The 18,821-nt window shown below is 43.7% G+C and carries 1 protein-coding gene; it reads left to right on the forward strand.

The features are described 5' to 3' along the window. The first annotated feature begins 131 nt into the window (after positions 1-131). On the forward strand, positions 132-18,791 hold the full coding sequence (locus AAFX28_RS16290; RefSeq protein WP_408689194.1) for an Ig-like domain-containing protein: 18,660 nt from the start codon (positions 132-134) through the stop codon (positions 18,789-18,791). The last annotated feature ends 30 nt before the right edge of the window (positions 18,792-18,821 follow it).

Raw genomic sequence — 18,821 nt, forward strand, 5'->3', positions numbered from 1 at the left:
ATAATTTCTTTCAGTTCATTGAATAGGCCATTTTACAGATTTGGCCTACGGCGTATGTCGCCTATTATTTCTCTTTGAAGTGTTTTTCATTTTATTTACGATGAATTTCACTCGTAAAAACGGTATTTATTATGATTAATGTTCAAGTTTCAAACGTTAATGAAGTGTCTATTACTGGCTTTGATATTACGGTTAAAAAACCGAATGGTGAGCTTAAAACAATTAAAAATGGTGTCACCTCTCTTTTGAAAGGTGACCTTGTTATTTCTTCTCCTGATGGCTCTGCTTTATCTAGAAGTGATATACTTAAAAAAGTAAATTTGGAGAGCAACTCTTCTGTCTTAGTGCCATCTATGATCAACTCCCAACAAGAGCCTGCTGGGGAAAAATATAAGGATCAACAAGGTCAAGGAACTAAGGATAATCAAACGCAAGAAGAGTTTGAAAATTTACAAAAGCAAATTAAAGAACTAACTGAATTAAAAAAGAAGTTAGAAGAAGAAAAAGAGAATCAAGAAGAAGAGATCTCTGAAGAACAAGAGTCTGATATCGAGCTGTTAAACCAACTTTTAAATCAAACAAACTATGCTTTTATTGACGTTAAAACACTCGATGTTAATGAGAATGACGACTTTGATTCAGACTTTAATGATAATACGAGTAAAAAAAGTTCTAATGAGCAAGCAACTCTTAACACTAGCTCTTCCTCTGGTACGTCTTCTCAGCCAATCGTAGCGAACGAAAGTGACAAAGAAGAAACAGATTTATTTGTTGAAGTTAAACTTTCTGGTCGTAGCGATAGTGGAACCAAGGGCGATTTTATCACTAATGTCAATAAACCCGTGTTTGAAGTTAGAACATTGGCTGAGGCATCTGTTAGCATCTCTATCGCTGGTGTTGTATACGAAGCTGTAGCGGACTCAAGTGGCCTTGCTATTATTACGATTGCTGATGAGTTAGAAGATGGGGAATATAATTTAATTATTAAAGCGGTCGACGACGCCGGTAACCAGGTAACAGCTAATCAGTTACTGATTATTGATACGGTCGCACCAGAAGTAAGTATTTCCTTAGATTCTGACTCTGGTATTTCCGATAGTGATGGAATTACAAACGTAAATAATCCTACATTCAAAGGAACCGTTAGCGGTAATCCACAATCTTTGACTATTTCTGTGGGTGATATTAGCTATCAGCTCCCAGTTACGGAAGGAGAGTGGTCTTTTACTTTTCCATTAGATATACCTGATGGTGATCATGAATTCATTATTTCTGCAGTGGATGAAGCCGGAAATGAAGCTACATCCAGCCAACATGTAACTATTGATACAGTAAATGAGTTTTCAGCGACTTTAACTAGTTTGACTGACAGCGGGACCATCGGAGATTGGATTACTAACATAGAGCGACCAATCTTTAGTTTCAAGCATGAGGTCGGTGCTACAATTCAGATAATTTTAGATGGCGTTACATATGACGTGGATGTTAACGCTTCATCTCCTACAAACTTCCAATTACCAGTTTCTTTCACCGAAGGCGCACACGATGTAGTTTTCGTTTCTGTAGATATCGCTGGTAACCGGGTTGAAATTGAACAAGAGATCACTATTGATTTGACCCCCCCCAATTTTTCTTGGTTAGGGTTATCGAACGAGTCAAATACAGGTGAAACTACTGACAATATTACTGCCATAAATACCCCAGTCTTTGTTGGCCGAGGAGAGGTCGGTGCAACAATATTCGTAGAGATTGATGGTTTTACGTATTCAACGAAAGTTGAAGAAAATGGGCGCTGGTCATTATCTGTCACGAATAAATTAGCTGACGGTACATATACGATTACAGCATATGCAAAAGATGTTGCTGGTAATAGTTCGACAATTGTCAATGAACAAGTTGTAATAGATACCATTGGCCCACAGATAACAGGCGGCCTAGACTCGACTACAGACACAGGCCATCACAACAATGATGGTATTACTAATGCAGATAAACTGACTTTTAAAGGTAAAACCGAACCTAACTTAACAGTTACATTATCAATTCCAGAAGTCAGCTTGACTGCAGTCGTGGTTTCTGATGATAAAGGTGATTGGAGCTTTGACGTAGATAGTTTAGTCGAAGGAACGTATAGCTACTCAATCACTGCTGTTGACGCTGCAGGTAATAGTAGTGTTAATGCGGTTAATGGTACTGTAGTTGTAGACCGAAGTATCGAAAACTTTTCCGCTAAAATTTCAGATGAATCAAACTCAGGTGTTACTACTGATAATATCACAAATGTTAAAACCCCTATTTTTACTGGTACTGCGGAACCAAATTCAAAAATTACTATTACTATTCAGAATTCAAATAATGGGTCTAGTCAGAGTGTTTATGGTCCTGTTACAACAAATAATGACGGTGCTTGGTCTTATAGTGTCCCCGATGAACTTAGTGACGGTAGTTATGTTGTAAGCTTCGCGGTAGTGGATGTAGCAGGCAATACAGAATCGATCGACTTACCAATTGTTATTGATACTCAGATCTCCTTGACAGCTCAATTGAGTAAGTCTTCAGACTCTGGCGACGATAGTGATAATATTACTAACATAGATAAGCCTCAGTTTAATGGTACGGCAGATGCAGGCTCAACTATCAACTTGCTCTTAACGCATGCCGAATCAGGGGAAAAAATTGAATTAACAACACTTGCGTTAGCAAACGGTACATGGTCTATATCAACGCCAAATGAGTCTGCATTGACGAAGCAAGGCGAATGGTCGTGGGTCGTTAATGCAGTTGATGTTGCGGGTAATAATGCAACTCCAGTTAGTGACTCATTTATATATGATAGCATTGCACCTGAAGCGACAGTTGAACTTGCATCTAACACCGGTTTCGATGACTCTCATACAAATGATAACACCTTAAACTTTTTGATTACTACGGAAACCAATGCAAAGGTTTCTCTGTCCATTTTTCAAGTAAACAATAATGTCATTTCTACGACTCCGACATATCAAACTGCAAACCCAGTTTCAGTCGGGGCTAGTGGAAAATTAACATACGATCTAACGACCACATTACCTGATGGAAAATATGCATATCAAGTGTCTGTAACAGACGTTGCAGGTAACTTGACTGTGACAGAATATGAATTTGTTACGGTAGATACTGTTGCACCAGTTCTAGGGACAATTTCGCTAACGGACAACTCCGATTCAAACGTTGTCGGTGACAATATCACTAATAAATCAACATTAACGTTTAGGGGAGTAGCGTCTGAAGTTGGTAGTGTCATTCACATAACAATTACAAATAAAATTACTAGTGAACCAGTGATAACTCCAATCACCTATAACGTTGAGTCTGCTAATTGGATCTATGAGCTGCCTGATTCTTTAGATGATGGAGTGTATAACATAAGTTTTCAAGCAGAAGACTCAGCAGGTAATAGGTCGGCAAGTAATACTCTTGAAATTACTGTTGATAGCGTAGCTCCTGTGCTGGGTTCTGTCGCATTAGATAGTAGTTCTGATACTGGAATATCAGACAGTGATTTTATCACTCGAGATAAAAGCCCAACATTTGTAGGTACTGCCGAAAAAGATGCAAAGGTTGAAGTGTTAATTTATCGAGGTGATATCTTAATACAAACGAGCTCAGTAGACGTTACAGATCAGAATGGTTCATGGTCTGTAACGGTTTCTGATCTAACAGATGGTGAGTATCGTTGGGTAGTCAAGGCGACTGATATTGCAGGTAATACGACCACTCTTGCAGACGACGAGCAACTAATAACGATTGATACCACTTACCAAGGAGCAACGGGTAAGCTCCATGACGATTCAAATTCAGGTGACAAACTAGACAACATTACTAATCAAAATACCATAACATTAACTGGTAAAGGTGAGGTTGGCTCGAATGTACAAATTAGCTCTTTGACTGGGCCAAACGGCTCAATCGATGTTTCATCCGTGTTGGACACTGAAGTTAATGAATCGGGCGATTGGCTGTTGCAGTTACCGCGTTTGACAATGGGTGATGGTGAGTATCGTTGGACCGTAGAATTGACTGATATTGCTGGCAACAGTAAGAATGTTTCTGGGATTGTAATCCTAGATACGACCACGGAAGTCAATGCTATTCTCGAGTCCGACTCTGGTGTTTCTAGTTCAGATGGTATCACAAATGTTAATAAACCTGTGTTTTCTGGTACAGGTGAAGCTGGGGGGACTGTTACCTTAACTCTAGTTGATCCTGACGGCGTAGCAGTCACAAATATTCCTACATCAACAGTGGCTTCTAATAGCACATGGAGCATTTCTGTTCCCGAACTATCGAAAGAAGGAAGCTACTCTTGGTACGCTCAAATAACAGATATTGCGGGTAACACACATACCACGCCTAACTACTCATTTACATTAGATTTAACAGCACCAAATCTTGTCGAAGCTAACATTCTCCTAGATAGCAGTGTTGGGTTCGAGAGTGAGCCTCCTAGTACAAGCAATGACAAGCCAACTTTCGAAGGCAAAATCTCAGAATCAACGGGTATTGCTCTAGTTCATATTTACTCGGTATCTAATGGAGTTGTGAGCTCTTCACCAATATACACATCAGATGGAGTCAATGTTGACTCGAAAGGTGAGTTTACGTTTAGTGTTTCCGATGCACTGGATGAAGGAGAGTATCGTTGGGTAATAGAAGTTAGTGACATTGCTGGCAATAAATCAAGTAGTGATCCGCAAACTATTATCGTTGATAAGACGGCCCCAACATTAAGTAATGTCTCGTTATCAGACGAAAGTGATACAAGCTTGGTGGATGGCACCAACTACTCGAATGACTCCACACCAACGTTTGTGGGGACATCGGAAGCGGGCGCCCGTGTGTCAATCTTATTGACGAACAATGCAGGTGACCCAGTTGCATTGCAACCTAGTTATGTGACCGTTGCTCAAGATGGCAGTTGGTCATACACCCCAACCACTGAACTTACCGACGGAAGCTACACTTGGGTTGCGCAAGTGATGGATGCCGCGGGGAATACAAGCAGCAGCAGCGCAATTACACTGAACATTGATACAGTGGCGCCAACGCTCTCGGATGTTGGCCTTGAAGCAAGCAGTGACAGCGGCCAATCGGATGATGACAGCATCACCAACGATACAACGCCGACGTTTAGCGGTACCGCGGAAAAAGGCAATCAGATTGAGCTGAAGCTGTTCAATACGTCTTCACCTGAGACGGCAGCGTATACGTTTACGACAACAGTAACGAAGAACAACGGCAGTTGGAGTCTCGATACAACGACGTTAGCGCAAGGCAGTTACAACTGGGTGGTCGTGGCAACGGATGCTGCAGGCAATACGAGTGAGAAATCAAGCAGTACGCCGCTTGTGATTGATACAGAGATCACGGGTTTTGAGGCTGGGTTGGATGCGAGCACTGACAGCGGAGACTCAAGCAGTGATGACATCACGAATGTGACGCAAGTGAAAGTGAGCGGCAAGGGAGAAGTGGGCGCGACGGTGACTTTGACCTCCTTGGTGAACACTGCAAGTGGGGCTCCGGTTACGGTGCCTACCACGACTGCGACGGTGGATAGTGACGGTAACTGGGTATTGACGGCGCCAGCGTTGTCAGTAGACGGTACGTATGAATGGACCGTGACAATCGTTGACATTGCAGGTAACAGTGCAGAAGAAAAAGGGACGTTTGTTTTTGACAGTACTATTTCAGTGACGGCGGGATTGGATAAAGCTTCCGATACTGGTGCCAGCGACTCAGACCAAATTACTAACGATACCACGCCAACGTTGTCGGGGACTGGTACGGATGGCGATAGAGTGACCATCACGCTGACAGGACCGAAGGACTATACTCATACCGTTGTTACAACTGTTGCAAGCGGGGTATGGAGCATTACGTTTGAAGGTGAAAATGCCTTAGATACGGATGGTAAATACACCTGGGAGATGCAAGCGATTGATGTAGCGGGTAACACTCAAGTGAAGGAAGGTGAGTTCACGCTCGATACTGTAGCTCCGGGAGCAACCACTGAGTTGCTTAATGACAGTGGTGTAGCGGCCAATGATGGCATCACCAAAAATGATGAGCTGTCTGTTAAGGTGACTACAACAGGCAACGCACACCAAGTACGCCTTGTGGTTTGGAAGCAAGGTGAAACGGCGAATGATGCGGTGTTCAGTACCACGCATCAACTTGCGGGCTCACAAACACACACCTTTACAACCACTCAACTGGATGAAGGAAGCTATCAATACAAGGTTATCGTAACTGACGCTGCAGGAAACGTTGCTGAAAGTGCAACTGCAAGTGTGACCATAGATACAACCGCTCCTGTCTTAGGTGCTGTTACCCTAGCTGACACTTCAAATGGCTCTTATGTTAATGATGCAGAAGTGAGCTTTAGTGGTACGGCTGAAGTTGGAGCACGTATTTACCTTACCCTTACGGGGCCTAATGGCACTGTTGCAGTTAACCCAGCTTATGTTGAGGCAACAAATGGCAGTTGGACTTATGCACTGTCTTCGAATATTGCAAGTCAACTAGACGATGGGGCATACACTTGGAGTTTTACTGCTCAAGATGTAGCCGGAAACACTTCAGCACCGAAAGCTGGCTCGTTTACTCTCGATACCTCTTCTCCAGAAGTGACCTTCAATGGCATCAGTGCAGCAACGGACAGTGGCAATGATTCGTCAGATATGTTGACCAATTCAGATGCTCCGGTCTTTACAGGTACTGTGTCAGAAGAAGCTAAAATCACGGTTGTTTTGACCTCTATCCCTGCAGGTAAAACTTATACGTTTGAATCGTCGACGTATGTGACCGGTTCATGGTCATTGGCGGCAACGAGCACGATTGATGAAGGTACTTACAGTGTGACTGTGACAGCGCTAGATATGGCGGGCAACACCAGCAGTGTGGTGACTTCAGACACTAACCTTGTTATCGATAAAACCGTGACAGGCGGCGACGATGTGGGGTTACATGCGGACTCTGATTCAGGCGTGAGTGGTGATAACTTAACTAACCACACCACCGTGAAATTGACGGGTCAAGTTGAGGCAGGTAGCCAAGTCACCCTTAAGAGTCTCTCGACACCAGGCGGTACGCCGATAGACGTGAGCGGGGTGGCAAGCGTTTCGACGGACGATGATGGTAACTGGGTGATCACGCTACCAAGTTTTGGCAGTGAGCAGGGTACGTATACCTACACAATTGAGTACGTAGATGCCGCAGGCAACATCAAAGAGGTGGATGGCAGCTATGAGCTTGATACGCAAATCAGTATCACAGCGAACCTGGAGGCTGGGCAGGTTGAAAGTAACGGTGTGCTGTTTACGAAAGACGACTCTCCGGCCTTTAACGGTACAGGTACAAAGGGCGACCGTATTACGTTGACTCTTTCTGGCCCAGAAGGGAGTCAAGAGCTTACGGCGGTCGTTGGGGACAACGGTGCTTGGTCCATTGATGTTTCTAAGTTGGATAAAGATGGGGTTTACAATTGGTCAATTGTAGCAACAGACGCAGCTGGGAACACCGATAACTCTCAACGTGGTAGCTTTACGCTTGATACGACTCCTCCAGCTTTCGAATCACTAGAGCTGTTGAGTGATACTGGCGTGAGTGCATCCGATGGGATCACAAAAGACTCGACTCCGGACATTAAAGTTGTCACGACTGGCAATGCTCACCAAGTGAAGTTATTGGTATGGGAGTCGAGCGGCAGTGCTGCTTCAGCGACGTACGACTCGGGGTTTGTCACTGTAGGCAACGACGGCAGTTATACGTTCACCGTTTCCGATTTGGATGACGGCCAATTTAGCTACCAAGTGATCGCTGTCGATATTGCTGGTAACCAGGCGAGCTCGACGGTTGGGTCAATGACCATCGATACCACATCACCAGCCTTAGGCACAGTTGAACTGAATGACGCAGAAAATGGCGGGTTCGTTAACGATAACCAGCTTGTTTTCTCTGGGTCGGGTGCTGAAGCAGGGGCGCGTATTTATCTCACCTTGGCGAATAGTGAAGGGGGTGCAATTGCTCTATCTCCGGAGTTCGTTGTGGTCGGCAGTGATGGTTCATGGACATTCTCTTTACCGGATGACCTCGATCTTGATGACGGTACGTACACTTGGTCTGCCTTTGCTCAGGATTTGGCGGGTAATGACTCACCGGCTCAATCTGGCTTGGCCGTGATTGACACACAAGCGCCAACGGTGACCTTCGCCGGCTTAACGGAAGCAACGGATTCAGGAAACAGCAACGCAGATATGGTGACCAACACTTTACGTCCGGTATTCTCTGGCAGCGTAACCGAGTCCGCCAAAGTGAAAGTTGTGTTGGTGCAAGGCACTCAACGTCTTGAGTTTGAGACGGCCGCTTATGGCGATGGTTCATGGACGTTAGCGGCTTCGCAAGATATCCCAGAAGGGACTTGGAGTGTGACGGTTAGTGCAACCGATAAAGCGGGCAATGTGAGTGACTCTGTAGTGAGTGATACTGCTCTAGTGATCGACCGAACTGTAACGGGTGGAGATGATCACGGTTTAAGCGCAGACACTGACAGTGGCGACAATGACTCCGATAACATCACAAATCAAACCACAGTGAAACTGTCTGGCACAGTCGAAGCGGGTACTAAAGTGACGTTAACGTCACTAGAAAAGCCTGATGGTAGTGCAGTGACGCTTTCGAGTGACGTATTTACGACCGCGGGAAGCAACGGTGTTTGGACATTAAATGTACCGACCTTTGGTAATAGCAATGGTGAATACACTTATGGTTTGCGTTATGAAGATATTGCGGGCAACACAAAGAATGTAACGGGTAAATTTACGTTCGATAATGAAATCACCCTAACTGCTCAGTTTGATTCCGAAACGGGTCAATCGGGTGGCGTAGTGTACACCAATACGAAGGAGCCAACTTTATCCGGTACAGGTGATAAAGGGGATAACATAACGGTTGTCATCACCGGTCCAGCAGGCACCCAAACGCTGACTACTGTTGTGGCAAATGACGGATCTTGGTCTGTGACTGCCGATGAGATTGATACTGACGGCAGTTACACTTGGACGGTGACCGCTACAGACGTAGCAGGCAACCAGAGTGAAGTAACAAATAGCTTTACCCTTGACAGCATTGCTCCTACAGCGACAACGGCATTAGATAATGACACGGGTTTTGCCGCAGACGATAATCTGACGAATGAAGGGGCTCTCAACATCTCGGTGAATACCCAAGGCAATGCACACAGTGTGACCTTACAGGTATGGCAGAAAGGATCTCCGAATCCCCTTTTAGTGGACGAGAGGGTCACCCTGTCAGGGGCTGATCATCAGTTTACGACGAGTGACCTATCTGAAGGTGAATATCAATATAAAGTGACAGTAACCGATATTGCGGGTAACTCCTCTGATTCAGAAGTGGTCACGGTTACGATTGACAAGACGGCCCCAACATTAAGTAATGTCTCGTTATCAGACGAAAGTGATACAAGCTTGGTGGATGGCACCAACTACTCGAATGACTCCACACCAACGTTTGTGGGGACATCGGAAGCGGGCGCCCGTGTGTCAATCTTATTGACGAACAATGCAGGTGACCCAGTTGCATTGCAACCTAGTTATGTGACCGTTGCTCAAGATGGCAGTTGGTCATACACCCCAACCACTGAACTTACCGACGGACGCTACACTTGGGTTGCGCAAGTGATGGATGCCGCGGGGAATACAAGCAGCAGCAGCGCAATTACACTGAACATTGATACAGTGGCGCCAACGCTCTCGGATGTTGGCCTTGAAGCAAGCAGTGACAGCGGCCAATCGGATGATGACAGCATCACCAACGATACAACGCCGACGTTTAGCGGTACCGCGGAAAAAGGCAATCAGATTGAGCTGAAGCTGTTCAATACGTCTTCACCTGAGACGGCAGCGTATACGTTTACGACAACAGTAACGAAGAACAACGGCAGTTGGAGTCTCGATACAACGACGTTAGCGCAAGGCAGTTACAACTGGGTGGTCGTGGCAACGGATGCTGCAGGCAATACGAGTGAGAAATCAAGCAGTACGCCGCTTGTGATTGATACAGAGATCACGGGTTTTGAGGCTGGGTTGGATGCGAGCACTGACAGCGGAGACTCAAGCAGTGATGACATCACGAATGTGACGCAAGTGAAAGTGAGCGGCAAGGGAGAAGTGGGCGCGACGGTGACTTTGACCTCCTTGGTGAACACTGCAAGTGGGGCTCCGGTTACGGTGCCTACCACGACTGCGACGGTGGATAGTGACGGTAACTGGGTATTGACGGCGCCAGCGTTGTCAGTAGACGGTACGTATGAATGGACCGTGACAATCGTTGACATTGCAGGTAACAGTGCAGAAGAAAAAGGGACGTTTGTTTTTGATAGTACTATTTCAGTTACAGGAGATTTTGATTCTTTAACCGGAAGTGCAAATGGTGTTGTTTACTCAAATGTAGATACACCAGCATTTAAAGGTACTGGTACAAATGGCGATAAGGTGCAGCTAACTTTAACTGGACCAGATAACTATTCGAAGGTCTTTAATACAGTTGTAGCTGGCGGTACATGGACTTTGACCGTGAGTCCGGCTTTACCTAAAGATGGTGATTACACTTGGTCTATGACGGCAAGTGATGCTGCAGGTAATATTTCACCTGAGGTAGGTGGTGAGTTTAAGTTAGACACGACTCCTCCAACTTTAACGAGTGTTGCATTGGATGCATCTTCTGATAGTGGTTTCGAACAAGACGATGGTATTACGCAAGATAATACACCGACTTTCAATATTGTTGGTGAAGCCGGGTCTAAGGCGGTTCTGAAACTTTGGAGCGGCGATTCAACATCAGGTACACCTCAATGGACGTCGTCTGAAATGACGATACCAGAGTCAGGTACGATTTCTATCACAAACTCGAACACACTTAATGATGGCAATTATGTTTGGGTTGTGGTTTTAACTGACGTTGCAGGCAACACATCGAGTTCTGAACAACAAACGTTAATCATTGATACTGTTGCACCATCATTAGACTCTTTTACATTGGTGTCAGATACCGGGGTGAGTGCATCAGATAACATTACTAAGGATAATACTCCTCTATTTTCAGGCGTTGCAGAAAAAGGAAGTCGGGTTCAGCTGCAAGTTAAAAATAGCTCTAACAATGAAGTAACGATCTCACCAGCATATGTAACGGTAGGAGCGGATGGAAATTGGAGTTATCAACTAACGAGTCAGCTTCCTGACGGAGTATACACAATCAAAGCAACCGCTACCGACGCTGCTGGTAATACGACTGAAAGTTCGTCTATTACTGTTAACATTGATACAACTCCGCCGGTATTAAGTGATGTAGCGCTGTCTGACGTAAGTGATTCGGGTTTCAGCGATACTGATGGTATTACAAATGTCTCTACACCAAGCTTTGTTGGTACTACGGAAGTAGGGGCTACAGTTACAATCGTGATCAAAAAAGAAGATGAAACAGTTCAAACACTAAGTACTGTCGTAACTAATGCGAATGGTTCATGGTCTGTTGCATCGCAAGCTTTAGAGGAAGGTACTTATACCTGGACAGCCATTGCGACCGACGTTGCTGGCAACGTTTCAGAAGAATCTACTGGCCAGCTGGTTATTGATACGTCTATTGAATCTTTCACAGTTGCTTTGGCTTCTGAAGACGATACTGGCCACCAGAATGATGACGCGATTACGAACAAAACAGATGTTTCACTTTCTGGTAGTGCTGAAGCCGGTGCTAAAGTGACTCTGAAGTCGTTAACGTTCGGAGGCAACTCAATTGATATATCTTCAGTGCTCGTAGCCTCTGTCGTAAATAATGTATGGACTATTTCTTTGCCTAATTTGACGCAAGGAGATGGTATATATAGTTATACAGTTGAAATTGAAGATATTGCTGGCAACAAGTCAACAAAAAATGGGTCTTTGACGATTGATACTTCAAAACCAACGTTAGTTGCTGACTTAGATAGTTTGGCAGACTCAGGGAGTTCATCTAATGATGGAGTTACTAACAATACTACGCCAACGTTTTCTGGCAGTGTAAATGAAACATCGACAGTCGTTCTCAAGATATACCAAGATGACAGCTTAGTTGCTTCTTATGGACCTATAACAACATCTAATAGCTGGTCTATCCCAGTCACGACGCAGCTTGAAGATGGGCAATATACATGGAGAGTAGAAGCCGTTGATGTTGCGGGTAACATTGAGTCTATTTCTAAATCTTTGACGATTGATACTACACCTCCTAGTTTAACTGCTGCTTTGGATTCAGTGCTTGATACTGGGGAATCATCATCAGACGGTATTACAAAAGAACAAAATCTGAAATTTAAAGGAACGGTAGGAGGAGAAGGCTCTTCTTCTGTTACGCTCCGCTTCGAGTTTGGTTTAGTCGGCGCAACTGCCTCGTCTTCACAACAAACAATTACTAGTGGTAACGAATTTGAATTCGCAGCTAATGCTCCGTCTGACGGCACATATAGTTGGAAAGTGACGGCGGTAGATATAGCTGGTAATGAGGTTGAAAAAACAGGTACCGTTGTTGTCGATACACAGATCCAAGACTTTTCTTCAACGACTGGATTAGATACATCATCGGATCTTGGTAGTTCAGACCAAGATGGCATCTCGTCTGATAAAACGCCAAGCTTCGTTGGCAAGACGGAAGCTAATGCAAAAGTATCATTGGTCATGACACTAGCAGGTATATCTGTTGTAAACACGGATGTCCAAGCGAATGACGAAGGTAACTTCTTTATTACAGTTCCAAGTTCGAACGAACTAGTGGATGGTACATACACTTGGACGATACAAGCGACGGACTTGGCTGGTAATACTAAGAACAAGAGTGGAACGTATATATTGGATACCACACCTCCAAACGTTGACTTCGCTTTGGATAATGACACGGGTAGTGATGATGGCGATTGGATTACGAATAATAATTCATTGTCTATTTCCGGTACGTCGGATGATCCTGCTGAAATTAAGATCACTTTAATTTCGGGAACAACACCTTTAGACACTAAAAATATCACTCCGAGCTCAGGTGTATGGACATACTCATATCCAACTGACTTAGATGATGGTCGTTATACGTTAAGAGTTGAATCAACAGATATTGCCGGTAACACTTTCTCTACAAGTAAAGAATTAGTTATTGACACTGTCGTACTTAACCAGTTCAAGCTCGACTCTGATTCAGGTTCATTGGACAATGACCAAATTACTAATGCACAAAAATTGGTATTCTCGGGCCAAACAGATACGGATGCTACTTTACGTTTAACTGTTAAGAATTTCGATGGAGATACGTTATACAGTTACACACCAACGGTGAATGTTGATACAGGGCAATGGAGCTATGAGTTCCCGGATGTATTGGACGAGGGACAATACAAAATAGTCGTGACAGCAACCGATGTGGCGGGAAACTCGAATACCAGTGCGGACTACGATGTAACTATTGATAGAACGCCGCCAATCCTGTCAGGTATACAGTTAGATTCTGATGACGATACCGGCCTTATTGGCGATTGGGTGACAGAAACCCAACAAGTATCAATTTCAGGTCAGACTTCTATTGGCTCAACAGTTAAGGTGTACATTTCAGGTGTTGATAGTCCTATTACCGCTGGAGTGAGTGCATCGGGCGTATTTACAGCAGAACTTCCGGAGTTATCTTTCGGTGTTCATACATTAACAATTATTTCGATGGATATTGCAGGCAATGCCATTGAGAAAACGCAAACATTAACTATAAGCCCTGATATTCTTCCTTTCACCGCTGGCTTAGATCTTAATAGCGATAGTGGAGACAAAGGAGATAACGTTACTAATATTCCATCTCCAGTAATTGGTGGTATGGGTACTCCGGGGTATACGGTAGAGTTGACGATCGGTGGCGTGACATATACAGCTACAATTAACGAAGCGGGAGAATGGTCGTTCCAGATTCCAGTATCTTTGCCTGATGGTAATCATAAAATAGAATTTGTACTGGTTGATGAAAATGGAGATAGAACTACTCAAGAACCATATGAATTTGTTATTGATACGACAGTAGATACGACTCTTCAACTAGATCTGGATTCAGACTCTGGTCAGAAAGGGGATTTCATTACTAACGCTCAAAATATCAACCTAGTAGGCTCCACTGAACCTGGGGTGAATATCATTATTGAAGATAAGACTACTGGTGATGTGCTGGCTGACTTTGTTACGACTCAAGGTTCTTGGCGCTACGTTTTTGAAGACCTTCCAGAAGGAAGTCATGATTTTGTCATGAAGTTAGTAGATAAAGCCGGAAACAGTAATTCACATGAGTTCTCTATTACTGTCGATAGAACTGCTCCAGTGTTAACAGTTAAGGTGGGCGATAGCTCTGATATTGGTTCGCTTGTATCTCAAAGTAAGAATCAAGTATTTAGTGGTACTGTCAGTGATGGCACTGCTTCCCTAATTTTGTCAATCAACGGAAATGATCACGCTGCGACAATTAATAGTGATGGCACTTGGTCATTAGAGTTGAATTTGAATGAAGGTATCAATAACTTTATTGTTAAAGCCGAAGATGTTGCCGGTAACTCTACGAGCATACAAGGGGTTATCAATATTAAAACATCGATTCGTTTTAATATGGAAGTAGAGAACGATAATGGCCAGTTTGATACCGATAACATTTTAAGTGGCACTAAGATTATTGTTGGTGGTAATGGTGGTGTTGGGGACATTGTTGAGCTCACATTAACTAACTCTGAAGGTGAAGAGAAAGCTAATGTTACATTGACAATACCTTCGTCAGGAATTTGGCAACATGAGTTTACTGGCTTAGCCGATGGTACTTACACAGTTGCAGCAGCGGTTAGAGATGACGCAGGTAATACTTTAGAGCGAGAGCTGGATAACATCATTGTCGATAACACTAATGAAGGTTTCTCTGCTCAAGTTCTCGATGAAAGTGGGATTGTAGATGACAATATCATTTCTACAGAAAAACCGACATTTAAGGGAGCAGGAGAGATTGGCTCTATTGTGACCATTGTTGTTGGTGATCTAACCTTCAATACACAAGTTAACTCATCTGGAACTTGGCAGTTCCAACTTTCAGAAGCGTTGTCTGACGGTACTTATGAAGCTGTGATCTATTCTATTGATCGTGCAGGCAACAGAAGTCCAGATCAAACAATAGAATTTACTGTCGATAGTACGGATCCAATATTTAGTTATGAAATTGAAGGTGCAGTTACCAATGGTAGTGATCAATACCTAAATGCTTCTAAAGATAAGATGATCTTTAAAGGGAATGCTTCTGAAGCAGGTAAAGTCACTATTCACATTAATAATATGGAGTTTACTCAGGAGTTGAGTTCTAGTGGGGCTTGGCAGATTGAGGTGGGACAAATTGTTGAACGTGAACACCCATACACAATCTCATTTGAAGATGTAGCAGGGAATACAGTAACGCAAACGGGAACAATAACGGTTGATCGCACAATTCAAGCTTTTGTTGATCTCGACTATGGTTCGGATACTCATGCGCCTACGACAGGGCAATATGGTGATAACTATACTTCCCGCAAGGAATTAACTTTCACGTTCAATAGGTCGACTTCTGTAACAGATCGAGATATTACGGCAAGCGTTGTAGTTTCAGGGCCTGATGGGTATTCTTTAGAGGTCAATGACATTAACGTGTCGTCTGCATGGCGTTTGCCTGACCCATTACCTACCGATGGCAATTATGTCTTTGACTGGTCATTTGTCGATAATGCAGGAAATACGACAAGCAGCACAGTAAGGGTTACGGTTGACTCTCACATCGAAGATATAGTTGCTGAGGACTTTATGTTTGATGATGTATCTATGCAAAGTAACGAGTCGTTAGCGTTAAATAAACAACTTGTATCTTTGCGCTTCACTCCAACTACTTCTTCGGAATATGTAGCGCTGAGGGTTTCGGTAGGAGGTCAGTCATATGATGCTAATAAGTCTGGATCTACTTTTGTTGTGCCAGGGCTGCCTTTAAATAAGGGGGATAACAGTGTCACATTCACAGTGTGGGATCGTGCCGGTAACTCTAGTTCTATTACACAAAACATTTATGTAAAGACAGATTTCGATAAGTTAGAGCTGTCGATTGAAGGCACTGAACAAACAGAATTAGATAATATCGCAGATATCTATAGCAATGCGGATGGTCGGGAAATTTCGTTAAATGGTGCGGTGGATATTGGCTCTTCATTTACAGTTATGGTCGATCATCAGAAAGTTTATGAGGGCTCTGTTGATGAAAGTGGTGAATGGAGCTACCAGCTTGAACTTTCAGAAGGCCTTAACAAGGTTACTATTAACTTTGTCGATATTGCAGGGAACACGGAGTCGGTTTCATTTAATGCAGTGATTGATACGGTAGCGCCTATCATGACGGTCGATAGCATTGATGGTGAGGGCTATGGCATCATTGGAGGCGAAAATGTGCTACGAGGAGAATCGGTTACGCTTCAAGGAAGAATAGATGCAGGCTCACTGATCACTAGTATGACTCTTAATGGGACATTAGTTACTCTTGGAGATGATGTACTATCTAATGGCCGTTGGACTGTTGAAGTCTCTGATTTAATAGAGGGTAAAAACACGGTTGTATTTGTCTCTAAAGATGCAGCAGGAAATACGAGTACAGAAACTATTGAAGTCATTCGTGATTCTAAGGTAAGTAACTTTACTGTTAGCCTTAATGATGACGCTTTTGTCTCTGATGTATCCGCTCTCAGCGGTACTGTAGAGGTGGGGTCTTCGATGTCTGTAGAACTGCTTGCTAGTGACGACTCAAGGGTTTATGCAGGAACAGTGTCCATTGATGAAGACGGTAATTGGTCCGTTCCAGCCCCAACACAGTCATTGGATGATGGTCAATACACTTGGAAAATTGTTGCACATGATCTTGCGGGCAATGAACTGACAAGAGAAGTTTCTTTCACGTTAGACACTGTAGCACCAGATGCACCGACTATTACCTTGTCGGATGATACGGGCAGTGTGTCTGATGATAAAATCACTAGTAATGGTGAATTTACGGTGACTCCAAGTGAAACGGGCAGTCGTATTGAATACTTTGTTGGCGATGAATGGGTAAGTGATAAACCGACAGCGCAAGAGGGAGCGAACACGATTACTGTTCGTGAGGTCGATGCTGCGGGTAATGCATCAGACTCTGCAGTGCTTGAGTTTACGTTAGACACTGTAGCGCCAAATGCACCGACTATTACCTTGTCGGATGATACGGGCAGTGTGTCTGATGATAAAATCACTAGTAATGGTGAATTTACGGTGACTCCAAGTGAAACGGGCAGTCGTATTGAATACTTTGTTGGCGATGAATGGGTAAGTGATAAACCGACAGCGCAAGAGGGAGCGAACACGATTACTGTTCGTGAGGTCGATGCTGCGGGTAATGCATCAGACTCTGCAGTGCTTGAGTTTACGTTAGACACTGTAGCGCCAAATGCACCGACAATTAGCTTGTCGGATGATACGGGCAGTGTGTCTGATGATAAAATCACTAGTAATGGTGAATTTACGGTGACTCCAAGTGAAACGGGCAGTCGTATTGAATACTTTGTTGGCGATAAATGGGTAAGTGATAAACCGACAGCGCAAGAAGGAGCGAACACGATTACTGTTCGTGAGGTCGATGCTGCGGGTAATGCATCAGAATCTGCAGTGCTTGAGTTTACGTTAGACACTGTAGCGCCAAATGCACCGACCATTAGCTTGTCGGATGATACGGGCAGTGTGTCTGATGATAAAATCACTAGTAATGGTGAATTTACGGTGACTCCAAGTGAAACGGGCAGTCGTATTGAATACTTTGTTGGCGATGAATGGGTAAGTGATAAACCGACAGCGCAAGAGGGAGCGAACACGATTACTGTTCGTGAGGTCGATGCTGCGGGTAATGCATCAGACTCTGCAGTGCTTGAGTTCACATTAGACACGTCAATTAGTCTATTTAATGCCTCACTCACCGACAATGATAATGATGGTATTGTAGCTAATCAGCCTGAATTTAGTGGTTCGGCAGAGCCAAACTCAGCTATCAGTATTGAACTTACAAATGTTGGAACTACCGACTCGATTACCTTGTCGACTAATTCGGATACAAATGGCAACTGGTCAATAACGTCAACAGGGTTGTCTGACGGAGAGTATAGCTGGACAGCAACTATCACTGATAAAGCAGGAAACCAGCAAGAACTGAATAGCTTCGATAACTTTACGTTAGATACGCCGCCAATAAGTCGCTCTTTATCACCAGTACAGCTGGGTGATGTGGAAAAACACGACGAGCCTAGCTTACTGGAAAATAAGGTATTTAATGGAGAAAGTAAGCCGAATACTGAAGTAACTCTAAATGTAGGAGGTAAGGAGTATAAAACCTTGTCGGATAGTGATGGTGATTGGGCGATAAAATCTGAATTTTCCGATAGAGGTGTCTATCAATATCAATTAGATTACACCGATGAGTTAGGTAATGAGGTTTCTGACAACGGAAGTGTTACCGTTGGAAGTATTGATATTAGCGAATCACCGAGTAATGAACACAGTGACTCTAGTATCGAATCATCCCCTGGCTATGAGAGTTCACAACAACCTCAGTTTGATTATGTAGCAATGAATGACTTTGAGTTGATTGATAACCATAATGACTTTTAATTGATAAACATAAAGGCCAATGATGTATTG

The sequence above is a fragment of the Vibrio sp. TBV020 genome, from assembly GCF_046056895.1.
In the GTDB taxonomy this organism is placed as follows: domain Bacteria; phylum Pseudomonadota; class Gammaproteobacteria; order Enterobacterales; family Vibrionaceae; genus Vibrio.

Bases quoted from the DNA above. Each gene is read 5' to 3' on its own strand.
- AAFX28_RS16290 (WP_408689194.1), top strand. From the start codon at position 132: ATGATTAATGTTCAAGTTTCAAACGTTAATGAAGTGTCTATTACTGGC.